The organism is Sphingobium sp. DC-2 (genome assembly GCF_000722555.1).
Taxonomy (GTDB): domain Bacteria; phylum Pseudomonadota; class Alphaproteobacteria; order Sphingomonadales; family Sphingomonadaceae; genus Sphingobium; species Sphingobium quisquiliarum.
Genome location: NZ_JNAC01000043.1, coordinates 86,116 through 110,467 on the forward strand (window position 1 = coordinate 86,116; position 24,352 = coordinate 110,467).

Consider the following 24,352-nt stretch of genomic DNA (forward strand, 5'->3'; position numbering starts at 1 on the left):
CCAGAGCCGGGCGGGCCATCGGCCTTACAAGCTCATGTCCAGCCTGACATCGAAGCGCCGTGGCGCTCCCAACAGCCATTGCGAAGAATTGCTGCCGGTGGAGTAGATTTTGTCGAAGACGTTGCTGACCCTGCCGTCGACCGCAACCTTGTCGCTGATCGTCCAGCGCAGGCCCACATCCACCACCTCATAGCCCGGAACGCGCAGGGTATTGGCGTTGTTCGACCAGCGCTTGTCAACGAAGCGGGCGGAGACGCGCGCCTGCAACGGTTCGATAAAGCGCCAGTTAGCGGAGATGTTGGCGGTCTTGGACGGAATGCCCGGCGGCGTGTTCCCGGCCCGGTCGATGATGGCGCCGCCGACGATCTCGCCAAATTCCTTGAACCTTGCCTTCAGCACAGTGCCGTTCGCCTCGATCCCGAAGGCGTCGGTCAATTGAAGCGCCAGCGTAGCCTCTATGCCCTTCGAGGTGCGCCTGCCGATCTGCTGCGTGATCAGCCGGTTATCAGGGTCGGGGGAGAGAAGGCGGCGCTTTTCGATGTCGAACAGCGCGATCGATGCTGATCCGCGGCCGTCCAGGAAGCGCTGTTTGATGCCCACTTCGAACTGGCGCGCGGGGGAGAGGCCGAAATCCTTTTGCGAGTTGGACGTGGTGATGAGCGTGCCGATCGGATCGGTCCCGACCGTGAAGGATCCGTAGAGCGACGTGTCCGGCGTTGGATTCAGCACCACCCCGATCCGGCCGGACGTGCTGTTATATTTGCGCTTGAACCCGTTCGCGGGCGTCCGCGCGTCGATGCGCTCCAGCTCATACCAGTCCTGCCGGAAGCCGCCGACCAGCGACATCCAGTCGCTGAGCTTCAACTGGTTTTCCATGAACAGCGAATATTGTGTGGTTAGCGTGCGAAAGCCGAGCGTCGTCGGAACCGGCGAGATGAAGCTGCCCGGATCGAAATCGAACGGGTCCACCACCGAGCTGCCGCCATAGGGCGAATTGTTGATGTGGCGGAATTTGATGCGATTGACGTCGAAGCCGACGAGCAGGCTGTTCTCCACCGATCCGCCCAATGGCGTGCGGATCGTGATGTCGCCATGATCCCCATATTGGTCCTGCCGGTGGATGATGTTGAGATAGTCGCCGCGCGTCACCAGCCCGGTCGCGGGGGAGAAGCGGTAATTCTCTGCATTGAGATAATCGCGGTTCGACTGGAGGTAGTAAGCGGCATTGCGCAGCGTCACTGTATCCGAAGCCTGCCATTCCGTGGACAGGCGCGTCCAGCTATCACGGAAATGATTCTCGCTGTCGGTGATGTTGAAGTTTATCTCGCGAAAACGCTTGTCGAACCGGCCATCATTCAGGGGCGTGCCGAAATAGGGCAGGATATGAACATTGCCATAGTCGGACGCCAGAGTGAAGCTGAGCGTGGGCGTGGCATCCCAGCGGAGCGCGCCTGAAATGGCGAGATTCTGGTTCTCGCTGTTGCGGTCGAGCCAGCCGTCCGATCGTGTGGCGCTGGCGGTCAGGCGGTAGGACAGACCGCCGCCGATAGGGCCGCCAATGTCTCCCGCGATCTGCACCGCATTGTCCGACCCATAGGCGACGCGGGCCTGCATGACCGTGCGATCCGTCACCGGCTTCTTCATGATGACGTTGATCGCGCCGCCGATCGCGCCTTCGCCCGAAATCACCGAGCTTGGGCCGCGCAGCACGTCGACACGCTCCACCGTCCACGGATCTACCGGGAAGGTGAGCGTGCCCGAAGCCACGAACAGGCGCATGCCGTCGACCAGCAACTGCACCGATCCGTGGCCCGAAAAGCCGCGCGCCGCCAGTGCCGTATTGCCGTTCCCTGGCGATCCCTGGAAGGTGATGCCGGTGGCGCGGCTCACCGCTTCCTGAATGGAGATGTCGCCCCGCGCCCGGATCGCGTCGCCGTCCAGCACCTCTATGCTGGCGGGCGTTTCGAAGACGGTAAGGCCCAGGCGGCTGCCGCTGCTAACGGTGTCCAGGCTGGTTTCGGCACGCAGGCCGGTGACCAGGATGGTGTCCGACGGTTCGGCCTCCGCGGCATGGGCAGCGGACGAAAGCGCAGCCAGGCTGGTGGCCGCGCACAGCGCAAATCTGGAAATAGTCATGATCAACAAACCCTGTCTGGCGTCATCGACGTCGAGCGAGGGCGTCCGCGCGAACGGCCGGCCCACGCGACAGCGCGACGCCCCCGGCGCCGTCGCTTGGGTCGATGCGGCCCCCGCCGCACATGCGTCGCTCAGACGGAATATCACCGTGCCTCGGCCATCCCCTGGACCAGGGCAAGAGCGACCAGACGCCGGCAGGTCTCCTGGCTCACGGGTCATCGCTTGATGCATGGCCTTCCCAGGCCTCGCAGGATTTAGCGTCCGGCCCAGTGGCTGCGGATGGGACATATGCCCAGCCGCGATATGCATCGCGCTCACCGCTTACAGTTGCAGGGACAGCCCCGGATTTGGGCCAGCCAGAACAGGTCTGGACAGCCCGCACCGCGTTCCCATTTTAAGCTCCTCTCGGAGCACCGGCGCGATCAATGTCCGGCAGGCGAGGCCTGTCGAACGGCGGCACAGATATCGCCAGTGATTGTTGAGGGCAAGCCCGTGATGGAAGCGATGATGAAAATGCGCATGGTGGAGGATGCGGACTGGCCGCTATCTCCCGATCGCCTCCAGCAGAAGCGGGGCGATCTGCTCGCCTATGGGGCAAGTGAGGGCGGGGCGTTTCTCCCCGCCCAGCACCTTCAGGCGACCCGGCTGCCGCCGGTGATGTTGCAAAGCCCTTCCATTTGGTCCTTGAGCGCGAGCTTCAGTTTCTTGAGCCGGGCGATGTGCAGCTCATCGGGATAGGGGCGGGCCGCCTCCTTCTGGATTTCGCTGTCGAGGCGGGCATGCTCTCGCCGCAAATAGCTCACATGATAATCGGACATCGTCATCTCCATGCCAAGTTGAGGATGTTCGCGCCGCTCCGGGCGCATCGTTGAGACGGGAAGGAAGTTCACGCCGTTTCCATTATTCTGGCGCGTCCTTCCTCCCCGCCATCATCAGACCGCCGCCTGGGCCGGGACATCGGCCGGGCCCGCGTCGTCCGCGCGCTCCCGGTCCTTGCGCCGCAGCCGCAGCGCCAGCCCGATCAGCACGAACCCGGCGATCAGCGCCCACCCCGCGATCAGCCAGGCGACCGACAGGATGGTCGGAACCGGCTCAAGATAGAGCAGGGCGATGATCATCATGCCAAGGACGACGGAAAGCAGTCCCGACAGGGCCATGAGCCATTCTCCCTTGATCGATTTGCGCAGGCGGTAGGCCGCTGCGATCTCGAACAGGCCGGTGATGATCGCCCAGGCGCTGAGGATGACCAGCGTCGCCAGCGCGTAGCTTACCGTAGCGGTCAGCGGCATGAGCACGAACAGCACCGCGGCCGCGACACCCAGCACGCCGCGCACGATCAGGACCGGCCACCGGTCGATCTTGCGCACCGCGCCGCGCAGTCCGGCGGCGAGCGAAAGAAGGCCGTCCGCGCCCGCATAGGCCGCGAAGATCATGGTGAAGGCGAAGAGCGCGCTTACCGGCATCAGCAAGGCGGCGATGCCCAGCGCTAGGGCAAGGACGCCGCGCAGCAGCAGCCAGCTCCAATTGCGCTGGGGCAGGCACGGTTCGCTGGCGGCATGGTCTTTCACGGGTGCGTTCATGAATATCATCTCCATCGGATGCGCGAAGGAGGCGTGCGGCCGCGCATGGCGGCCGCACGGTCTCTGTCAATGCGCGTTGATCGGAATGCGCCGGCGGCTCTCGATCGCCGTCGCGGATCGCGGCAGCACGACAGTCAGGACGCCCTTCTTGAAACTGGCGCTCACCTTGTCCTCCTCGATACCGGGCGGCAGGCTGACATGCCTTTCGAACCGGCCATAGCTGCGCTCGGAATAGCCGCGCTCCTTGTCCTCGATTTCCGATTTCTTCTCGCCATGAATCGAAAGAACGCCATTTTCGATGCACAGATCGACGTCATTCTCGTCCAGGCCGGGAAGTTCGGCGGTCACGCGAACCTCTTTTTCGGTTTCGGACAGTTCGATGCTGGGCCATTCCAGACTCGCGCCCTGGCTGCCCAGAGACGGTACGCCGATGCCGCGAAAAAGATCGTCGAAAAGCCGGTTCACTTCCCGATGAAGAGAGAAGAGAGGATGATCGCCGGGCGTGTTCACCCGCACCGGCACCTGGCTTTCCTGCTTGCCCCAGGGGATCAGATCACGAAGTGCCATGGTAGCTTTTACCTCCTTTCCATCAGCTGTCTGCCATGGCCTGCCGGATACCCATGTAAAGCGGCGGTCCGGCAGGACTTCTTGTCGCGTGGCTCAGGCCGCCTTGCGATCGTCCTCGGGCGGCTCGCCCGATGGCTGGGCGGCCGAGGGAGCGATCTCGATGCGGCGCGGCTTCATCGCCTCTGGCACCACGCGCTGGAGCTGGATGGTCAGCAGGCCATGCTCGAAGCTCGCGGACCGCACCTCGACGAAATCGGCCAGTTGGAAGCGCCGTTCAAAGGAACGGGTCGCAATGCCGCGATGGAGATAGTGGCGGCCGTCATCCTCATCGGTCTTGCGGCCTGCCACGGTCAGCAGGTTCTGCTGCGCGACGATTTCGATCTCATCGGGGCGAAAACCCGCCACGGCCAGCATGATCCGGTAATTGTCGTCGCCTTCCCTGACGATGTCGAACGGCGGATAGCCGTCGCCGTCACCGCGCGCGCTCGTCTCAAGCAGGTCGAAAAGACGATCGAAACCGACGGTGGAACGCCGGTAGGGTGTGAAGTCGAAGTTCGTTCTCATCTCCAAATCCTCCAACAGAAGCAATTTGGGCATGAGCTGCGCCGGAAAAGAGAGCGGCGCCCTCTATGTCCCGCCGGATCCTAAAAGCGGCATCCGGCGCATTCGAGTTAGGATCGGGATAAATCTGTTCAAGAGGGTCAACGGCAAAATTTCATCATTGATCTTCAATCGGTTGAAAGCGGAAGCGTACAAGCATGGACAAGGTCGTGGCTCGCTCCCTATTCCATGTCAGGCCGCAGCGTCAGCTTGGCCGCAAGGTCCGAAGCCGTATAGGGTTTGTTGATCTGGATCGATCTTGCCAGCACCTCGTCCGGCGCATCCCCGTCCGTGAGCGGCCGCCCGGACGCGAAGATGATTGCTATCTCCGGCCGGAGCCGCAAGGCATGGCCCGCAAGCTCGCCACCGCCCATTCCGGGAAGTCCCAGATCGGTGAAAAGCACATCATACCGCTCGGCTCCAAGCAGGCGCAGCGCATCTTCCGCATTGGCCGCTTCGAACACCTCATGCCCCATTTCCTCCAGCATGTCGGTGGCCAGCAAGCGGACCAGTCCTTCATCCTCGACCACCAGGATGCGCAGCCTAGGCGGCGGACCGTCCGCTGTCGGACTGGCGGCACGTTTCGCGCCATCCTCATCCTGCGGGCGCGGGGCCGGTCTGCCGTCGAGCAGCTGCCGCAACTTCCGCGCCAGTGCATCGCGCGTATAGGGCTTGCTGATGAGGCTCACGCCCTCGTCCAGCCTCCCGCCGTGGACAATAGCATTTTCCGTGTAGCCTGACGTGAACAGGACGGCGATCCGGGGCAACCGGTCCTTGGCCTTGCGCGCGAGTTCGGGGCTGCGCAGCGGTCCGGGCATCACCACATCGGTGAAAAGCAGGTCGATGGAAGCGCCGCTTTCGATGACGGCAAGCGCGCTCGCCGCGTCGCCCGCCTTCAGCACATGATATCCCAGGCCGGACAGCATATCGACCACGGTCGATCGTACGCTTTCATTATCCTCGACGACCAATATGGTTTCCCGCCCGCCGACCAGCGGCGCGTCGTCGCGGACCACGGGCGCATCCTCGCGCTGGGTGGAGCGGGGAAGATACATCTTGACCGAGGTTCCCTGCGCCACCTCGCTATAGATCTTCACATGGCCGTGGCTCTGCTTGGCAAAGCCGTAGACCATGGACAGGCCCAGGCCCGTCCCTTGACCTTCGGGCTTGGTGGAGAAGAAGGGTTCGAACACCTGATCGATCAGATCGGGGGAGATGCCGGTGCCTGTGTCGGTTACCGCGATCATGACATATTGGCCTGCGCTGACATCCGAATGCAGGCGGGCATAATCATCGTCCAGAAAGGCGTTGCCGACCTCGATCGTCAGCTTGCCGCTGCCGTTCATCGCGTCGCGCGCGTTGATCGCCAGGTTGAGGATCGCATTTTCGAGCTGCATCGGGTCCGCATGCGTGTTCCAGAGGCCGCCCGAAATGGTGGTCTCCACCTCGATCTCGTCACCCAGCGTTCGCCGCAGCATGTCGTCCAGGCCGCGCACCAGCTTGCCCGCATTGATGACCTTGGGCTCCAGCGGAGTCCGCCGTCCGAACGCCAGCAACTGCCCCGCCAGCTTGGCGCCGCGCCTGACGGCATCCTGCGCATGATCCAGCCGCCGCCGGGCGCGCGGGTCATCGATGCTGTCGGCCAGAAGTTCAAGGTTTCCGGCAATGACCTGTAGCAAGTTGTTGAAATCATGGGCGACACCGCCGGTCAGCTTGCCGATCGCTTCCAGCTTCTGCGACTGCCTCAACGCTTCTTCGGCTTGCCGTTTCTCGTCGATGGCGCGCGCGACCCGCGTCTCCAGCCGCTGGTTCAGGTCCTGAAGTTCAGCCTCAGTCTTCTTGCGCGCGGTGATGTCGATCGCGGTGCCGATGACACGGGTGCACCGGCCTTGCGCATCGAACAGGCCGCGCCCTTTGGCCGCGACCCACCGCTCCACGCCGTCTTCCTTCCCGATGGTGCGATATTCGACATCGTACAAGGCGCGCTGCCGGGGATCGCAGGCGGCCTGGAGAGCCGTGGTCGTCGGCTCCAGATCTTCGGGATGCAGGCCCCTGCTGAAATCGTCCATGGACACCGGCACGTCCGCTGAAATGCCGAACATGGCCTTGACGATCGGGGGCCAGACGAGGACGTCATTCAACAGGTCCAGGTCCCAGAAGCCCACCTCGGCCGCCTCCGTCGCCAGGCGCAGCCGTTCCTCCGCTTCTTTCAGCCGGTCTTCGGTCTCGTGCCGCTCCTCAATGTCCAGGACCGATCCGATATAGCCGCAAAAGCTCCCATCGTCGGAAAATCGGGGCGCCGCGGCATCGATGGCCCAGCGATAGCTGCCGTCGCTCCGCCGCAGGCGGTATTCCATGCGGAACGGCTCCCGCCGGGCATTGGCCGCCAGGAAGGTGCGCTCCGCCTCCGGCCGGTCGTCGGGATGAGTCGCCTCCAGCCAGCCAAGCCCCAGCGCCTCCTGCGCCGTCTGCCCGGTGAATTCGAACCATTCGCGGTTGAGGTAGGTGCAGGCGCCGCTCGCATCGGTCACCCACATCATCACGGGCGCATTGTCCGCCATGTTGCGGAAACGGGCCTCGCTCTCGCGCAGCGCTGCCTCGACCCGGATTTGCGCCGACACGTCCGAATTCTTGCCCAGCCAGCGCACGACCTTGCCCGACGCGTCCAGCACCGGCGCGGCACGGGCCAGGAACGGGCGGTACACGCCGTCCGCGCCCCGAAGCGGATAGATCATCTCGAACGGCGATCCCTCGCCGATCGAGCGCCGCCATCGTTCAAGGACGCCGGGCAGCACGTCGGGGTGATGCACCTTCTGCCAGCCCCAGCCTTCCATCTGATCCGGCGTGGTGCCGCAATAGTCGTGCCAGCGGCGGTTGAACCAGACGATATAGCCGTCGCCATTGGCGATCCAGGCAAGGGTGGGCAGATTGTCGGCCAGCAGGCGGAAGCTCGCATCATCGATGCCGCCGGGCGGAAGGTCGGGAAGGCTCTGGTCAAGCCGGGTCGCGGAATTGAGGCTCGCCCAAAGCTGTCCGGCGGGGTTGGACAAACCGGATTGTTCCTCGCCTGCGGCCATAGACTTCGCCTGATCCTTCAAAGATGAACCTGTCCGGTGCGTTGCCAGCAGGCGTATAGATCAGTCGATAGCAGAGTTGGGCAGGCTCGGCCATGGCCAAGCCCGCGGCGTACGCGCGCCGGTGTGTGGCGGCGCTTCCCTCAGCTCGCCTTGCGGCCCCACTCGCGGTTGAGGCCGAGCGCGGCCAGCGTGCCGACGACGCCTGACAAAAGATAAGCGCCGACCGACAGCAGCCCGAAATGGCTCGCGAGGAACAGCGCCGCGAGCGGAGCGAAGGCAGCGCCGATGAACCAGGAAGCCGTCGCCGTCGTGCCCGCCCCGGTATAGCGGTGCTTCGAGGAAAAGCTGCCGTTCACCACACCGGAAGATTGGCCGAAGGCAAGCCCCAGCAAGATGAAGCCCAGGATCATGTAGATCCACTCGCCCGCCGGTCCCTGCCCCAATAGCTGAGGCGCAAAGCCGCTATAGGCGCCGATCGCCGCTGCCGACAGGCCCAGCAGCGTCCGCCGTCCCACCCGGTCGGCGATCAGCCCGGACAGCATGACCGCGACGATGCCGATCCCCGCGCAGACGATTTCGATGACCAGGAAGCGGACCGGGCTCTCGTCGGTCGTCAGCATCACCCAGGACAGGGGAAAGACGGTGACGAGGTGGAACAGGGCAAAGCTCGCCAGCGGCGCGAAGGCGCCCAGCAGGACGACGCGCCATTCCTCGCGAAAAAGGGCGGTCACGGGAGAGGGCTGAAGCTCCCGGCTTTCATAGAGCTTCTCGAACTCCGGCGTCGTGATCAGCCGCAGCCGCGCGAACAGCGCGACGACATTGATGACGAACGCCACGAAAAAGGGGTAGCGCCAGCCCCATTCAAGGAAATCCTGAGGGTTCAGCGTCGTTAGCAGATAGGCGAATACGGCCGCCGCGACCAGCAGGCCCACCGGCGCGCCAAGCTGCGGGATCATCGCGAACCAGCCCCGGCGTTCGGGCGGGGCATTGAGCGAGAGGAGCGCGGGAAGGCCGTCCCAGGTGCCGCCTTGCGCGAAGCCCTGGCCCAGCCGGAACAGGGCGAGCAACAGGACGGCGGCATGACCCGCCTGATCATAGCCGGGCAGGAAGGCGATGGCGGCGGTCGATCCGCCCAGCAGGAACATGGCGATGGTCAGCTTGACCCCCCGCCCATGCTTGCGATCGATCCACAGGAACAGCATCGCGCCGAACGGGCGCGCCACGAAGGCGAGGGCGAAGATGGCGAAGGAATAAAGCGTGCCCATCAGCGGATCGACATAAGGGAAGATCAGCGAGGGAAAGACGAGGACAGACGCGATCGCATAGACGAAAAAGTCGAAAAACTCGGTGGACCGCCCGATGATGACTCCCACCGCGATGTCGCCGGGCCGGACCTTGTGATCGCGCGCGTTGATCAGGCGCGCGTCCCGTTCGAGCGGGGCGGAACTGCTGGCTGGACCCGTGGTCATGCTCACCATTGCTTTTGCTCCCTCCCGGCCTGACGATGTCAAACGAACATAATTGACACGATCATGCAACGAATTCGGCTAAGGATAGTTTCCCAGTAGCGCACGACTATGTACAGTCGGTTTGACGGTGGTCAAAGTTTAGCTGTTCAGGGAGGGCTAGCGGGGGCCAGCATGAGCACGAAACCCTTGAATGCCGCTCGCCTCGCAACGGGCCTGCCGCTCATCGCGGCGCTTGGGTTGCTGGGCGGCTGCGCCGACATGGTCGTGATGAACCCGACCGGCGATATCGCCATGCAGCAGCGCAACCTCATCCTATTCGCGACGGGCGTGATGCTGCTCATCATCGTGCCGGTGATCGCGCTGACGGTCTGGTTCGCCTGGAAATACCGGCGCGGCAATCCCGACAAGGTCTATGATCCCAGTTTCGATCATTCCACCACTCTGGAACTGGTGATCTGGTCCTGTCCGCTGCTCATCATCATCGCCCTTTCGGCGGTTACCTGGACCAGCACCCATCTTCTCGACCCCTTCCGCCCGATCGAGCGGATCGCGCCGGGCAGGCCGGTGACGCCGGACATGAAGACGCTCGACGTGCAGGTCGTCGCGCTCGACTGGAAATGGCTGTTCATCTATCCCGAACAGGGGATCGCGACGGTCAATGAACTGGCGCTGCCGGTTGATGTGCCGGTGCGCTTCTCCATCACCTCGACAAGCCAGTTCAACACATTCTACGCGCCGACGCTCGCAGGCATGATCTATGCAATGCCGGGCATGGATTCGAAGCTCCATGCGGTGCTCAACAAACCCGGCGAAAGCTCGGGCTATTCGGGCAACTATACCGGCCGGGGCTATGCCGACATGCGCTTCAAGCTGCGCGGAATGCCCCAGGCCGATTTCGACGCCTGGGTGGCAGGCATCAAGGGAAGGGGCGGCGCGTCGCTAGAGACGGCCAGCTATCTCGCGCTGGAAAAGCCGAGTGAGAAGTCCCCCGTCATGTATTTCGCGAATGTGATGCCGGGGCTGTTCGACCGCGCGGTCAATATGTGCGTCGATCCGCGCAAGACCTGCATGGCCGAAACAATGCGGCGCGACATGGAGCGGGCAGGGGGGCATCCCCATAATCGCGAGATCGGGTCGGGCACCGCGCCCGGACGCGGGTCCATGCCTCATCATGGAGAAAAGCCGGTGCCCGCGCTGGAGAAGGAGCCGGACGAAAAAGGCTCCGGCCCCAACGTCACCAAGCCTGCTCAACCCGGAACGCCTGGAGGAAGGAAGCCGGGCGACCAGCGCAATCGCGATATGTCCGCCAATGATCTGCCGCCCATGCCTGCCGCACCGCGCGCCGGTCTGGGCTGAACTTTGCTGCCGGGATAGCCATGACCGACCACAGCCTCGCCAAGACGATCTTCGGCCGCCTGACCTGGGAATCCTTCCCCGTCCATGAGCCGATCCTGCTCACCACCTTCGTTGTGGTCCTGCTGCTGGGGCTGGGGATTATCGGCGCGGTCACGCGATACCGGCTGTGGGGCTATTTGTGGAAGGAATGGTTCACGACCGTCGATCACAAGAAGATCGGCATCATGTACATGATCCTGGGCATCATCATGCTGCTGCGCGGCTTTGCCGACGCCCTGATGATGCGCCTCCAGCAGGCGATCGCCTTCGCGCCGAACGAAGGCTATCTGCCCGCGCATCATTACGACCAGATCTTCACCGCGCACGGCACGATCATGATCTTCTTCGTGGCGATCCCGCTGATCGTGGGGATCGTCAATTTCGTGATGCCGTTGCAGATCGGCGCGCGCGACGTCGCCTTTCCCTTCCTCAATTCCTTGAGCTTCTGGCTCACGGCCGCGGGCGCGATACTGGTGATGACATCGCTGTTCGTGGGCGAATTCGCGCGGACGGGCTGGCTGTCCTATGCGCCGCTGGCGGAGCTTGATTATAGCCCCGACGCGGGCGTCGACTATTATCTATGGGCGTTGCAGATAGCAGGCGTCGGCACCACCCTGTCGGCGATCAACATGGTCGCCACCATCATCAAGATGCGCGCGCCGGGCATGACGATGATGAAGATGCCGGTCTTCTGCTGGACCGCGCTCTGCTCCAACGTGCTGGCGATCGCCATATTCCCGGCACTGACGGCCGCGTTCTTCCTGCTGATGCTCGACCGTTATGTGGGCACCAACTTCTTCACCAACGACCTCGGCGGCGCGCCGATGATGTATTGGAACATGGTGTGGATCTGGGGCCATCCAGAAGTCTATGTGCTGGTCCTGCCCGCCTTCGGTATCTATTCCGAAATCGTTTCGACCTTCACGGGCAAGCGGCTGTTCGGCTATTCCTCCATGGTCTACGCGACCGTGGTCATCACCATCCTGTCCTATCTCGTCTGGCTGCACCATTTCTTCACCATGGGGGCGGGGCCCAGCGTCAACAGCTTCTTCGGCATCGCGACGATGGTGATTTCGATTCCGACCGGGGCGAAGATCTTCAACTGGCTTTTCACCATGTATCGCGGCGACATCCGGTTCGAATTGCCGATGATGTGGGTCGTCGCCTTCATGATCACCTTCGTCATCGGCGGCATGACCGGCGTGCTGCTGGCGATCCCGCCGGCGGACTTCGTGCTGCACAACTCGCTGTTTCTGGTCACTCATTTCCACAATGTGATCATCGGCGGCGTGGTCTTCGGCCTGTTCGCGGCGATGGTCTACTGGTTCCCCAAGGCTTTCGGTTTCAAGCTAGACCCCTTCTGGGGCAAGGTGGCGTTCTGGGGCTGGGTGATCGGCTATTGGGTCGCCTGGATGCCGCTCTATTTTCCGGGGCTCATGGGCGTGACCCGGCGGGTGCGCTACTTCCATGATCCCGCGCTCCAGCCCTGGTTCGTCGTCGCATTCATCGGCGCGCTCATCATCCTCGTGGGCATATTGGGCTTCGTCATGAGCATCGTCATGGGCTTCGTGAAGCGGCGGCAGCTTGCCGACACGACCGGCGATCCCTGGGACGGCCGGACGCTGGAATGGTCGACCAGTTCGCCGCCGCCGCCCTATAATTTCGCCTTCACGCCGATGGTTCATGACCTCGACGCCTGGTATGACATGAAGGCGCGCGGCTATGAACGGCCTGCCCAGGGTTTCCGGCCGATCCACATGCCGCGCAATACAGGGGCAGGGGTGATCCTGTCTGGCCTCGCGCTCGTCCTCGGCTTCGCGATGGTCTGGTATATGTGGTGGCTTGCGGTGCTGAGCTTTGCCGGCCTGCTGGCCGTCGCCATCGGGCATACCTTCAACATGAAGCGCGACTATTACATCCCGGCCGAGGAGGTCGCGCGGACGGAAAGCAAGCGCCTGCCGCTTGCGGCGGCGGAGGCCTGACGATGACCGACCATGCGCTCCAGAGCAATGGCGAGGCTGTGACCTGGCATCTGGCCGAAGCGGAGGATCACGACCACGGCGGCAATGGCGCGACGATCCTGGGCTTCTGGATCTATCTGATGAGCGACGCGCTCATCTTCGCCTCGCTGTTCGCGATGTTCGGCGTGGTGAGCACCAGCTATGCGGGCGGGCCCGTCCCGCGCGAGATATTCGACCTTGAACTTGTCGCGCTGAACACCGCGCTGCTGCTCGCCTCGTCCATCACTTTCGGGGAAGCGATGCCGCATATGGAGGCGGGACGGGTAGGGCCGACGCGCTTCTGGCTGGCGATCACCGGGCTTCTGGGCGCTGGCTTCATCGCTATCGAGCTTTACGAGTTCGCCCATCTGATCGCGGAAGGCGCGGGGCCGCAGCGCAGCGCGTTCCTCTCCGCCTTCTTCACGCTGGTGGGCACGCATGGCGCGCATGTGACGGTGGGCCTGATCTGGATCGTGGTCATGCTGATCCAGCTTGGGCGGCATGGTCTGTCCCTGCCGATGAAGCGCCGCCTCATATGCCTGTCCATGTTCTGGCACTTCCTCGACATCATCTGGATCGGCGTCTTCACCTTCGTCTATTTGTACGGAGTTCTCCGTTGAGCAGCACCGACACCCATATGGACCCGGCCCTTCACAGCCATGGCGACACCCATGGGCATGGCAGCCGCCGCGGCTACCGCATCGGCACTGTGCTGGCGATCCTGCTCACATTCCTGCCCTTCTGGCTGGTCATGAGCGGCGTGTTGCAGGACCGGCAGACGACCGCGATCCTGATCTTCGCCATGGCGCTGATCCAGATCGTCGTCCATGTCGTCTGCTTCCTGCATCTCGACACCCGGTCGGAAGGGGGGTGGACGCTGCTGGCCTTCCTGTTCACCGCCGTGATCGTCGTCCTGACGATCGGCGGATCGATCTGGATCATGTATCACCTGAACACAAACATGATGCCGATGCCGGACATGGGGGCGCCGCCGCAATAGGTCCGCGCTCCTCCCGCAGCAGTAAAGCGCAATTATCCTAAAGATTGGCTCGAAGCGCCGCCGGTCCAGCCGTTCGGGGAGGCGAAGCCCTTTCCTGCGCGGGAGGCAGGATATCCGCCAGGGTGAAGCGCGCCAGGGTCGTGATGAAGGCGTCGGCCGCCCGGTCGAGTACGGCCGGAAGCCTGCACCGCCGCGCCAGCTTGCAACCACCGCAATCGACCATCGGGCATCGCGGCTCTGTCGTGCGGACAATGTCGGCAAGGTTGATGTCGTGCGGATCGCGCGCCAGGCGAATGCCGCCTCCACGTCCTCTTGCCGCATCGACGATGCCCGCATGTACCAGCCGGTTCACGACCTTCATCAAATGACTGTGCGAAATGTCCTGCGCCGCAGCTACCTGCGCGATCTGCGTGCGTTCCCCGCCCCGCGCGGCGAGGTCGATGAGCAGGCGGAATGCGTAGTCGGTGTGACGGGTGAGCTGCATGACGCAAGCTATGTCACGCCTCATGCTCTGCCGATTTGATTCCAATCAAATGCTTCTTTGAGAATCAGGCCTAAGTGGAATTTCATATTCAACTTTAGGAAGGCTTGCAGAATGTACTGCGTGCAATGCGAACAAAGCAACAAGGGCGGTTGCGCCGTCAAAGCCGGGTCTTGCGGCAAGACCGCCGAGGTTGCGGACATGCAGGACGTGCTGCTGCGCGTAATGCAGGGGGTTTCGGTTTATGCCGACCGTGCGGCGCGCAAGGGCGGCAGGGACGCGGCGGTCGACGCTTTCACTCCGCATGCCTGGTTCACCACGCTCACCAATGTCAATTTCGACGCGGACCGCTTCGCCGCGCTGATCGCCGAAGCGCTGGCCATGCGCGACCGGGCGAAAGAATGCGCGCTCAAGGCCGGGGCAGACCTGAACGGCCTTCCCGAACCAGCGGCATGGAACCCCGGAACGACCCCCAGCGAGCTGGCCGCCGCAGCTCCCTTCGCAGCCATTCAGCGGTTCATGGACCGTGACGGTCCTTCGATCGTCGGCCTGCGCAACCTCATCCTCTATGGTCTCAAGGGCACTGCCGCCTATTCGGAACATGCCCGCGTGCTTGGGACGGAGGAAGACGCGGTATCCGCCGAATTTCACCGTGTCGCTGCGTTCCTGGCGAGCGACCCCGCCGATGCCGATGCGCTGATTGCTGAGGCGCTGGCGGTGGGTGCGCTCAACCTCAAGGTCATGGAATTGCTCGATGCAGCCAACACCGGACGCTTCGGCCATCCCGAGGTCACGATGGTGCGGATGAGCCCGGTGAAGGGCAAGGCGCTTCTGGTTTCGGGTCACGACATGGGCGATCTCGAAGCGATTCTGGAGCAGACCCAGGGTAGTGGCATCAATGTCTATACCCATGGTGAGCTGCTCCCCGCGAACAGCTATCCCGGCCTGAAGAAATATCCGCACCTCGCGGGCAATTATGGTGGCGCGTGGCAGGATCAGCAGAAGGATTTCGCAGCCTTTCCGGGCGCGATCATCATGACGTCGAACTGCCTGATCAATCCTGAGATCAAAGGCTATGCCGACCGGCTGTTCACCGCCGGACCGGTAGGCTGGAATGGCGTGCGCCATATCGAGAATCACGATTTCCGCCCCGCCATCGAATGCGCGCTCAGCCTGCCGGGCTTTATGGAAGACGCGCCGGAGCGCCGCATCGCGGCGGGATTTGCCCGCAATACGGTGATGGGAGTCGCCGATACGCTGCTGGGCATGATCAAGGCGGGGGATGTCAAGAATCTGTTCCTGATCGGCGGTTGCGACGGCGCACGGCCGGGCCGCAACTATTTCCATGACCTTGCCGTGGCGGCGCCCAAGGACAGCCTGCTGCTGACGCTGGGTTGCGGCAAGTTCCGCTTCAACCAGGAGGAACTGGGCGACATCAACGGCATTCCGCGGGTTCTCGACATGGGTCAGTGCAACGATGCCTATTCGGCGATCCAGGTCGCCATCGCGGTTGCCGGAGCGCTTGGATGCGGGATCAACGACTTGCCGCTCCATTATGCGATCAGCTGGTTCGAGCAGAAGGCCACCGCCGTGCTGCTGACCATGCTTCACCTGGGCATCAAGCGCATTCACCTGGGGCCGACGCTGCCTCAATTCCTGACGCCAGAGGTGCTCGCCGTGCTGGTGGAGAAGTTCGACATCCGCCCCACCGGCGATGTTCAGGAAGACCTCTCCCGCATGCTGAAAGCAGCCTGACGGCCAAGCCTGATTTGCGAAGCTCTCCCTTCGCGCCCGGTTCACTGACGCTGGAGAACGCGGCGTCCCGCGATCGTGCGGGACGCCAGTCGCGTTCAGGGCACGACGAGCACGGGAATCCGGCTGTTGTTAAGCACCTCCGACGTCTTGCTGCCGAGCATGAGACGCTTGATCCCCCGCCGTCCGTGCGAGGCCATGACGATCAGGCCGCACCCGCGCGCCTGCGCTTGCCCGATGATAGCATCGGCGACCTGGGAGTCGGGTACATGCACCGTTTCCACCTCGATCCCGGTCTGCGCCGCCGCCTGCCTGGCGGCATCTAGTATCGCGGTGGCCGAACTTTTCTGGCCTGCGGCATATTCGGCAAGCAGTTCATTGCTCAGCGCATAGTCGAAGCCGACGCCGCCGGCGTAGACAGGAAAGGGTTCGGTCACCGTGATTACGGTCGCCTTCGCGCCCAAGGCTTTTGCAAGCTCCAGACCTTGCAGCAATCCCTTGTGCGACACTTCCGACCCGTCGGTGGAAATGAGAATATGACTGTACATGGCCGATCCTCCATCCTTCTGCTGTAGCCGGGCCTTCAGTTCACCAATCCGTACGCGCCCCGTCAAGGGTGAGGCGTGTGCTGGGACAAAAGGGGTAGCGGCGTCCTGCCGGGCTTCCTTGAGGAAGAAGAAGGCGATAGAGCAATTTGCCCACCGTTTTAAGCGTCTGTCCTTAGCGTCGTGCTACAGGAACCTCTCTCCCGCATGGTCGCGGAAAAGTTCGGCGTCGCGGACATAGTCAGACAGCACCTGCACCGATTTGTGGCGGCTGACATCCCGCATCTTGAAGATGCTCGCGCCTTGCCGGGCCGCTTCGGTCAGGAAACCGGACCGAAGGGAATGACCGGCGAACTCGGAAGGGTCAAGGCCGGCATCCGCGGCGCAGCGTTGAACCAGACGCGCGACGGCACGGTCGGACATCGGATCACTGGTCAATTCGCCAGCGCGGGTCAGGCGGCGGAAGAGGGGGCCTTCCTTATGCCCGGCGGACGCCATCCATTCCAGCAGCAGGGCTTTTGGCCGGATGCGGCGGCCTTCCGGGATCGCGATCACCGTGCCTTCTCCCGCCTGATCCGTCTTTGACCGGCCGATCAGCAGGCGCAGCCCTTCGGGCGGCAGTTCGACGTCGCTGACATCCAGAGCCACCAGTTCCGACCGGCGCAGGGCAGCCGCCATGCCGATCGCCAGCAGGGCCCGGTCGCGCAGCGCGCGCAGGTCATCGCCCTTGATCGTTTGCAGCATATCGCGCAGCGCATCGGCATCGGCGGGTTTCTTGCGCGTCTTGCGCGTGCCCATGGAGCTTCTTATGCCCGCCAGCACTTCCCGGATGACGCCTGATCCGGGCTGCTCCTGTGGCGGATCGAAACCGGCCTGGCGATGATGATAGCCGATCGCGGCGAGCCTGCGGCCGATGGTATTCGCCTTCGTGCCGGTATCGGCTTCCGAAGCGAGAAAGGTCGCGACCACTGGCGGCGTCGCGGGCAGGCTCTCCAATCCGCGCGCTTCGCACCAGGCGGTAAAGATCTTCCAGTCGGACGCATAGGCCCGCCGGGTTGCGGCCGACCGGGATGCACGGGCATAGTCCGCCGCGCGCGCGGCTTCGGCATGCAGGATGTCGGGCAGCACCGGCTGCGGCACGGTGGCCGGAAGATTGTCGCCGTCGCGAGGATCGCCAATGCCCATTGCCGGACACTCTAGACCTCACTCATTATACCGTCAATCTTATGTCCGAGAATCACACTTATCGGACATAAGGGCAGGGTCCTCCGATCTTCATCGCGAGATCAGTCCTTCAAGAGTCGGCCCAGCATGGACCGAGAATCGCAGTGACATCCGTCTCTCTGCCTGGCTTGTGCCACCGCGTCGGCCAATCGAGCGCGTCCGCAAGCGGAGAAGCTCATGGAGCAGCCGTGTTGCGAGAACTGCGAGCTGTCTCGGCCCCTTAACTCCGATCTGGCATATTGCTGTTTAGCATGATAATATCCCTAAATTGATGTATTAAACATCATTGAGGCGCTATGATCACATCTCAGCAAATGCGCGCTGCGCGGGCGCTTCTTGGTATCGACCAGCGGCGGCTGGCGGAGCTTGCGGGGGTTTCGCTGCCCACGATCCAGCGCATGGAAGCGTCCGGCGGTCAGGTGCGCAGCGTCGTCGACACGCTGGTCAAAGTGATCAACGCGCTCGAAGCAGCGGGGATCGAAATCATCGGCGAAAATGCGCCAAGCAACGGCGCCGGGCGCGGCGTGCGCCTGAAAGAAAGCGCAAGCGGGAAGCAGGCGGGGCGCGTGGCGTCGTTCCTGTACGACCAGGCGGAGCAACCGGTGGCGGGCGATGGCGATGCGAACTGACCTTCGCCTGGCAGCCTTCACGCCCAAGCTGATCACCGTCCTGGGCGAAGGCTATTCGCTCGACCGGTTGCGGCGCGATGCCGTCGCCGGTCTGACGGTCGCGATCGTAGCGCTTCCGCTTGCCATGGCGCTTGCGATCGCGAGTGGAGCATCGCCCGACAAGGGCCTCATTACCGCGATCGTCGCGGGTTTCCTCATTTCCGGGCTGGGTGGATCGCGCGTTCAGGTCGGCGGGCCGACCGGCGCTTTTGTCGTCGTCGTGTTCAACGTCATCGCGCAGCATGGCTATGACGGACTGTTGCTCGCGACATTGATCGCGGGCGGCATGCTGATCGTCGCGGGCTATGCGAAGCTGGGCAGTCTGATCCGCTTCATCCCGCATCCGGTCGTGACCGGCTTTACCGCTGGCATCGCCGTCATCATCGCGACCAGTCAGGTGAAGGATTTTCTGGGCTTGCCGATCGATCAGGTTCCGGCGGACTTCATCGAAAAATGGCGGGCCTATTTCGCTGCGCTGGTCAGCGTGCAATGGACGGCGCTCGCCATCGGCGCGGGATCGCTGGCTCTGATCGCGGCGCTGCGCCGGTGGGCGCCACGATTGCCGGGCTTTCTGATCGCGATCATTATCGCGTCGGCCGCTGCCGCCCTGCTCCATCTGCCAGTGGAAACGATCGGATCGCGCTACCCGGACATTGCCTCCGGCCTGCCCGCCCCAGCCCTGCCGGACGTCAGCTTCGCCAAGATCCAGGCGATCCTGCCGAGCGCCTTCACCATCGCCTTTCTCGCCGGGATCGAGGCGCTGCTGTCGGCGGTGGTCGCGGATGGGATGATCGGCTCACGCCATCGCTCCAATCAGGAACTGGTCGGCCAGGGCGTCGCAAACATCGCGTCCGCCTTGTTCGGCGGCCTGCCAGCCACAGGGGCGATCGCGCGCACCGCCACCAATATCAAAGCCGGGGCGACGACCCCGGTGGCGGGGATGCTGCACGCCGCCTTCCTGCTCCTGTTCGTCCTGCTCGCCTCCGGGCTCATGGCCTATGTGCCCCTGGCGGCCCTTGCGGCGATCCTGTTCGTGGTCGCGTGGAGCATGAGCGAGCAGGACAGGTTCCTGCTGCTGCTCCGCATGCCCGGCAGTGACCGGGTCCTGTTGCTCCTTACCTTCGCTTTGACGGTGCTGGTCGACCTGACCGTGGCGATCGGCGTCGGCGTGACGCTCGCCTCGCTGTTGTTCATGATGCGGATGAGCAGGACGGTGGATATCGCCACCGGCCTGGACGATGTGCGGAGCGACGATCAGGATGGTGGGGAGGAAATCGATCAGCGCGCGGCCTTGCCGGACGGTGTCGAGGTCTTCCGTATCGAAGGGCCGGTCTTCTTCGGCGTCGCTAACGAACTGCTCGATACGCTGCGCCGCATCGGCCGCCGCCCGAAAGTCATGATCCTGCGAATGCGGCGGGTTCCCTTTCTCGACGCCAGCGGCGCGGCCGCCATCGATCAGATCGTCAGGCAGGCGGCGGCTGGCGGCACCAGCGTCATCCTGTCGGGCGTTCAGCCCCAGCCGCTTGCCATGCTGGAGCATACTGGCCTCGGCCCGTCCGGCGGACGCGTGAGCCATAGCCCCGATCTGGCTACCGCCCTGCATATGGCCGCCGCCATCGCCGCTGCGCCAGAATCCGCCAGCGCCGGGTGATGGCTCAGCTATCCGCCTTGCGCGCCCGCCTCGCCGTCTCCGCCTCCCACTCGCTGCGATAGCGGCCCGAAGCCAGCATGCCGCACGCCTGTTCGGCCTGTTGCCGCACCCGGTCGAGCTGCGCGGCGGCATAAGCGGGGTCCATGCCGGGCATGATCCTGTCGATCCTGACATGGTCGACCCGGCTCATCGCCAGCCCGCGCCACAGATAGATGTCGAACACTTCCTTGAGCGCTGCCATCTGCCCCTGATCCTGCAACCATGGCAGCGGCGCGCCGGATGTGGAGAAGCAGATGAGCGGCTTGCCTTCGACCGCGGACTGGCCGCTCGCCTGCTGCATGTCCTGAAAGGCGTAGCCCGCGCCCATCACGCGATCGACATAGCCCTTGAGGATGGCGGGCGGCAGTCCGAACCAGATGGGATAGATGAAGACGATTACGCTTGCCGCCGCAAGCTGCTCAAGCTCGCTGGCGACATCCGGCGCGGGCCGCCAGTCCTCGCCGCCGGGCCGCTCCTCGGCCTTCAGCAGCGGGTCGAAGCCCAGGGCGTAAAGATCGCGCAGGACCACCTCCTGCCCCTTGTCCCGCACGGCCTGCGCATAGGTCTGCGCCATGGCGTGATTGAAGCTGTCCGGCGACGGATTGGCGAGCACCAGCAGATGGCGTAATGGGGCTTCGCCGGTCTTGTTATCCGTCAACGTCACCTCCACAGTCATACACGCCCAACTTGGCGCAGGGCATCACGGTTTCAAAGCCTGACCCGCGCGAATTATCACCTTGAGCGCTTCGGTCTGCGCCGCCCTTGAGAAAGTGTCATAGGCATCCAGAATGTCATCAAGGTCGAAATGATGCGTGATCAGCGCGCCGGGGTCGAGCTTATGGCTCGTCACGGTCTTCATCAGCATCGGCGTGCTGACCGTGTCGACCAGCCGGGTCGTGATGGTGATGTTCTTCGACCAGAGTTCTTCAAGGTGAAGGTCGACCTTGGTCCCATGCACGCCGACATTGGCGACCACGCCTCCCGGCGCCACCAGACGGGTGCAGAGTTCGAAGGTCGCGGGCACGCCCACGGCCTCGATCGCGGTATCGACGCCCTGTGCCCCGGTAAGCCGCAGGATCGCGTCGGCCACATCTTCCTTGCCGCTGTTGATCACGCCGGTCGCGCCGAACCGCTCCGCAACCGCCAGCCGATGGTCATCCAGGTCGATCATGATGATATGGGCTGGCGAGAAGAATTGCGCCGTCAGCAGCGTGGCGAGCCCGATGGGGCCCGCGCCGACGATCGCGACGCTGCTCCCCGGCATGATCTTGCCGTTTAGCACCCCGCACTCATAGCCTGTCGGCAATATGTCGCTCAGCATCACCAGCGCCTCTTCCTCGGCACCCGCCGGAATGGGGTGAAGGCTGTTGTCGGCATGGGGGATGCGCACATATTCGGCCTGCGTGCCATCGATGACATTGCCCAATATCCAGCCGCCGTCGGCGCAGTGCGAATAGAGGCCGCGCCGGCAATAGCCGCACCGCGCGCAGGAGGTGATGCAGGATATGAGGACATGGTCGCCGGGGCGGACGCTGCTGACGGCATCGCCCACTTCCTCGACGATGCCCACGCCTTCGTGCCCCAATATGCGTCCCGGCTCGCAGCTTGGCACATCGCCCTTGAGGATATGGAGGTCGGTTCCGCAGATGGTGGTGCGGGTGACCCGGACCACTGCATCCGTCGCGCGGCTGATCCGGGGCTTGGGCCGCTCCTCAAGGCTTTTCTGTCCCGGTCCATGATAGACAAGCGCTTTCATCGGCTCTCCTCCGTCAAGGGGCTGTGCGTCACTCCTGCATCTTCATGCTCAGCCCAATTTGCGGGACACGAGCACAAGGGTGGAATCGCCGGGATAGGGCTTCACGTCGAAACCGGAGTCCCGCTCGACCTCGATAGCGGCCTGGTTCTGGCGGCTTTCCAGCGCTTCGAGCGTCTCCACGCCGCATGCCTTCGCATAGTCTGCCGCATGGTTCAGCATGGTCCAGCCAATGCCCTTATGCTTCATGTCCTTGCGTACGACGATGGCGACCTCGGCGCGCTTTCCTCCGGCATCCTTGGCGATCATCGCGGTGGCGGCCAGCGTGCCGTCATCCAGAAAGGCCAGGAAATCTTCCGTCTGCTTGTGATCGACATCGACCATCATCGCGATCTGGTCTTCCGACACCTCGTTTATCCCGGCAAGAAAGCGGAAGCGAAGGTCGTCCGCCGTCACTTGCGAGAAGAAGGAACGAAGAAGATCGCCGTCCGTGTTCTGCACAGCGCGAATGCCCAGCCGCACGCCCTGATTGGTGGTTGCGAATTCAAGCTGTGCGGCGTCAGTCATGAAAAGACCCTCTTCGTTGGACGCGTCCGGCAACCCGGCCGCTGCTGCATCCAGTCTATCCCGGCTGCATGAGTCGCGCCACCCGCTGCGGCACCGGTCTCCTGCTTATATCTGCCCTGAATGCCCGGCATCTGCTTGGAAAGTCATCCTTCTCTTGCCCCATTAAATGCCTGAACCTTGTCAGGCGGATGACAAAAGGGCCTTGAGCGCCTGGGCGAGATGTATTTCCTGCAATGGCTTCGGGAGTATGGCCGTCCCGTCCAGATCGTCCGGCCGGGACGCGTGCAGTTCGATATAGCCCGTTGCGAACAGGAAGGGGATGCCCCTGTCCCGCAAGGCGCGTGCAACCGGCCAGCTGCGTTCGCCCGCCAGGTTGACGTCCAGCAGCGCGGCGTCGATCGGCTCGCCCGAATGGACGAGTTTCAGCGCGTCCTCCAGACGGGAGACCGGCCCCACGACCTTATAGCCAAGGTCAACGAGCATGTCTTCGATATGCATGGCGACAAGGAATTCATCCTCGACCAGAAGAACCCTGCACATGGGCTTAGTGGACGCAGCCGTGCGCGCAGTGCGGCCGCTTGGCCAGTATCTCCTTGGCCGGAAGGTCCAGCGTGCAGGCAAGGCCCGCCGGATCAAGCGCGATCTCACATTGCCCGCGCAGATTGTGCGTGACGAGCTGCCGGATGAGTTTGGTGCCGAAACCTTCGGCGGCCACAGGCTGCACAGGCGGGCCGCCCCTTTCCTTCCAGCAGATCCGCACGCCGCCTCCTCCGCCGCCAATCTCGACCGCCACCTCGACGTGGCCCTTGGGGGATGCGAGCGCGCCATATTTCACGGCGTTGGTCGCCAACTCGTTGAAAATGAGGGCAAGGTCCATCGCGGCCCGTGGATTGAGCGTCCGGCTGCTGGCGGCGAAACTGGTCTGGTCGCCGAAGGGCCGCAGTACGGCGCCCAGCACATCGTCCAGGCCCACGCCCTTCCATTCGACCGCCGCCAGTTGATCGTGGATGTGCGACAGCGCGCCCAGCCTTCCACGCAGGGCGATCCGGGCCCCATCCATCGACTGCGCGCCCCGCAGCGTCTTTTCCACCAGCGCCTGCACCGTCGCGATCGAATTCTTGACCCGGTGGCTGAGTTCGGCGGTCAGCAGCCGTTGATGCTCCAGCGCCTCGGCCAGTTCGCCGGTGCGGTCGGCGATCCGCTGCTCCAGTTCGGCATTGAGCTGGACAAGCGCCTCCCGGCTGCGCCTGACCGAAGCGCTTTCCACCATTTCCCAGCCGCCGCGCCGCCGCGCCAGGGCGAAATCATGCGCCTGCACCACGTCGAGAACCGCGTTGGAATCGCAATCGACCGCATTGTAGCTGCAAAGCGCCAATATCGGCCGGTTGGCGAAGGCGTCGCGCAGGCAATGCTCATAATCCATGAAGTCATCCCACATATCCTCTTCAAGGAATGCGGTGTTGCCGGTGAGCCGGAGACCCCGGTAACCACTTTGCAGCGCTTCCTGAACGGAATCGATCCAGGCCCCGGCGACATCGCGCGCCGAACGGCCGCCATAGCGGGTATACCATTCCTCATGGCCGTATATGGCGATCTGCTTGTTCGCGATGCGCTGGTCGAGTCCGTCGACATGGCTGTTGAGCGCGGACCATGCCTGCTCGGCCGGGAATGGCGCAGCCGTGACCCACAGGCCTGCCTCGCCCTGCTCCAGCCCTGTCTTGAAGAAGGGGATGAGCGTTTCGCCAAGGTCCTCGGCATCACGATAGAAATGGCAGAAATGCGTTCCCCATTCGACGTCGCCTATGGGACCGATCCCGGTCTGTACCTGCAAAGCCCCCTCCTCCGCCA

22 protein-coding genes and 1 riboswitch are annotated in these 24,352 nt (G+C 63.5%); of the genes, 7 read left to right on the forward strand and 15 right to left on the reverse strand.

Features of this window, described 5'->3' with window-relative positions:
- Window positions 1–24 precede the first annotated feature (24 nt).
- The 7 genes from ET21_RS0109185 to ET21_RS0109215 form a co-directional block, all read right to left on the reverse strand.
- Window positions 25–2,136 carry a TonB-dependent siderophore receptor gene (locus ET21_RS0109185; RefSeq protein ID WP_081856659.1) on the reverse strand — a complete coding sequence of 704 codons (2,112 nt, stop codon included), beginning with the start codon at window positions 2,134–2,136 and terminating at the stop codon, window positions 25–27.
- A gap of 175 nt (window positions 2,137–2,311) precedes the next feature.
- A riboswitch (cobalamin riboswitch) is annotated at window positions 2,312–2,569 on the reverse strand.
- Between the two features lie 199 nt (window positions 2,570–2,768).
- Entirely contained in the window at window positions 2,769–2,954 is a 186-nt protein-coding gene (locus ET21_RS0109190; RefSeq protein WP_030539438.1) for a YdcH family protein, read from the reverse strand.
- 114 nt (window positions 2,955–3,068) lie between these two features.
- Window positions 3,069–3,716 carry an HdeD family acid-resistance protein gene (locus ET21_RS0109195; protein WP_051768089.1) on the reverse strand — a complete coding sequence of 216 codons (648 nt, stop codon included), beginning with the start codon at window positions 3,714–3,716 and terminating at the stop codon, window positions 3,069–3,071.
- Between the two features lie 66 nt (window positions 3,717–3,782).
- Window positions 3,783–4,283 carry an Hsp20/alpha crystallin family protein gene (locus tag ET21_RS0109200; RefSeq protein WP_030539440.1) on the reverse strand — a complete coding sequence of 167 codons (501 nt, stop codon included), beginning with the start codon at window positions 4,281–4,283 and terminating at the stop codon, window positions 3,783–3,785.
- Between the two features lie 93 nt (window positions 4,284–4,376).
- The gene (locus ET21_RS0109205) at window positions 4,377–4,847 is read right to left on the reverse strand and encodes an Hsp20 family protein (protein WP_030539441.1); all 471 of its coding nucleotides are present in this window, start codon (window positions 4,845–4,847) and stop codon (window positions 4,377–4,379) included.
- A 218-nt stretch (window positions 4,848–5,065) separates the two neighbouring features.
- Window positions 5,066–7,960 carry a PAS domain S-box protein gene (locus ET21_RS25745; RefSeq protein WP_051768081.1) on the reverse strand — a complete coding sequence of 965 codons (2,895 nt, stop codon included), beginning with the start codon at window positions 7,958–7,960 and terminating at the stop codon, window positions 5,066–5,068.
- Between the two features lie 140 nt (window positions 7,961–8,100).
- Window positions 8,101–9,429, reverse strand: a complete 1,329-nt coding sequence (locus tag ET21_RS0109215) for an MFS transporter (protein ID WP_030539443.1) — start codon at window positions 9,427–9,429, stop codon at window positions 8,101–8,103.
- Between the two features lie 171 nt (window positions 9,430–9,600).
- On the opposite strand from ET21_RS0109215, the gene cyoA reads away from it, so the two are divergent.
- Genes cyoA through cyoD form a run of 4 tightly spaced genes read left to right on the forward strand, consistent with a single transcriptional unit; the run spans window position 9,601 to window position 13,824 of the window.
- A complete protein-coding gene (gene cyoA / locus ET21_RS0109220; protein WP_051768082.1) occupies window positions 9,601–10,785 on the forward strand; it encodes a ubiquinol oxidase subunit II in 1,185 nt (394 codons plus the stop codon).
- Window positions 10,786–10,805: 20 nt separating this feature from the next.
- Entirely contained in the window at window positions 10,806–12,806 is a 2,001-nt protein-coding gene (gene cyoB, locus ET21_RS0109225; protein WP_030539445.1) for a cytochrome o ubiquinol oxidase subunit I, read from the forward strand.
- Window positions 12,807–12,808: 2 nt separating this feature from the next.
- Window positions 12,809–13,444, forward strand: coding sequence for a cytochrome o ubiquinol oxidase subunit III (gene cyoC, locus ET21_RS0109230; RefSeq protein ID WP_021238488.1), 636 nt, complete (start codon window positions 12,809–12,811; stop codon window positions 13,442–13,444).
- On the forward strand, window positions 13,441–13,824 hold the full coding sequence (gene cyoD / locus ET21_RS0109235) for a cytochrome o ubiquinol oxidase subunit IV (RefSeq protein ID WP_021238489.1): 384 nt from the start codon (window positions 13,441–13,443) through the stop codon (window positions 13,822–13,824). Before cyoC ends, cyoD begins: the two co-directional genes overlap by 4 nt.
- Before the next feature lie 37 nt (window positions 13,825–13,861).
- Here cyoD and ET21_RS0109240 read toward each other — a convergent pair whose 3' ends face one another.
- The gene (locus ET21_RS0109240) at window positions 13,862–14,308 is read right to left on the reverse strand and encodes an Rrf2 family transcriptional regulator (protein WP_030539446.1); all 447 of its coding nucleotides are present in this window, start codon (window positions 14,306–14,308) and stop codon (window positions 13,862–13,864) included.
- Between the two features lie 111 nt (window positions 14,309–14,419).
- Between ET21_RS0109240 and hcp the strand changes: the two genes are divergently transcribed.
- Window positions 14,420–16,060 (forward strand): hydroxylamine reductase, encoded by a 1,641-nt coding sequence (hcp, locus tag ET21_RS0109245; protein ID WP_030539447.1) that lies wholly within the window; start codon window positions 14,420–14,422, stop codon window positions 16,058–16,060.
- Window positions 16,061–16,155: 95 nt separating this feature from the next.
- On the opposite strand, the gene ET21_RS0109250 is transcribed toward hcp, so the two are convergent.
- A complete protein-coding gene (locus ET21_RS0109250) occupies window positions 16,156–16,605 on the reverse strand; it encodes a universal stress protein (protein ID WP_030539448.1) in 450 nt (149 codons plus the stop codon).
- Window positions 16,606–16,788: 183 nt separating this feature from the next.
- Entirely contained in the window at window positions 16,789–17,787 is a 999-nt protein-coding gene (locus tag ET21_RS0109255; RefSeq protein ID WP_051768083.1) for a site-specific integrase, read from the reverse strand.
- Window positions 17,788–18,122: 335 nt separating this feature from the next.
- On the opposite strand from ET21_RS0109255, the gene ET21_RS0109260 reads away from it, so the two are divergent.
- The gene (locus ET21_RS0109260) at window positions 18,123–18,455 is read left to right on the forward strand and encodes a helix-turn-helix domain-containing protein (RefSeq protein ID WP_030539450.1); all 333 of its coding nucleotides are present in this window, start codon (window positions 18,123–18,125) and stop codon (window positions 18,453–18,455) included.
- A complete protein-coding gene (locus tag ET21_RS0109265; RefSeq protein WP_030539451.1) occupies window positions 18,445–20,145 on the forward strand; it encodes a SulP family inorganic anion transporter in 1,701 nt (566 codons plus the stop codon). Before ET21_RS0109260 ends, ET21_RS0109265 begins: the two co-directional genes overlap by 11 nt.
- A gap of 4 nt (window positions 20,146–20,149) precedes the next feature.
- Here ET21_RS0109265 and ET21_RS0109270 read toward each other — a convergent pair whose 3' ends face one another.
- The 5 genes from ET21_RS0109270 to ET21_RS26535 all read right to left on the reverse strand — a co-directional run bounded on the left by ET21_RS0109270 (window position 20,150) and on the right by ET21_RS26535 (window position 24,335).
- Complete coding sequence (locus tag ET21_RS0109270) at window positions 20,150–20,842, reverse strand: NAD(P)H-dependent oxidoreductase (protein WP_030539452.1); 693 nt, start codon at window positions 20,840–20,842, stop codon at window positions 20,150–20,152.
- A gap of 42 nt (window positions 20,843–20,884) precedes the next feature.
- Window positions 20,885–21,940: a zinc-dependent alcohol dehydrogenase family protein gene (locus ET21_RS0109275; RefSeq protein WP_030539453.1), complete on the reverse strand. Its 1,056-nt coding sequence runs from the start codon at window positions 21,938–21,940 to the stop codon at window positions 20,885–20,887.
- Between the two features lie 48 nt (window positions 21,941–21,988).
- Window positions 21,989–22,504 (reverse strand): GNAT family N-acetyltransferase, encoded by a 516-nt coding sequence (locus ET21_RS0109280; RefSeq protein WP_030539454.1) that lies wholly within the window; start codon window positions 22,502–22,504, stop codon window positions 21,989–21,991.
- Window positions 22,505–22,684: 180 nt separating this feature from the next.
- Window positions 22,685–23,044 (reverse strand): response regulator, encoded by a 360-nt coding sequence (locus tag ET21_RS0109285; protein WP_030539455.1) that lies wholly within the window; start codon window positions 23,042–23,044, stop codon window positions 22,685–22,687.
- Window positions 23,045–23,048: 4 nt separating this feature from the next.
- Window positions 23,049–24,335, reverse strand: a complete 1,287-nt coding sequence (locus ET21_RS26535) for a sensor histidine kinase (RefSeq protein WP_051768084.1) — start codon at window positions 24,333–24,335, stop codon at window positions 23,049–23,051.
- Window positions 24,336–24,352: the final 17 nt, after the last annotated feature.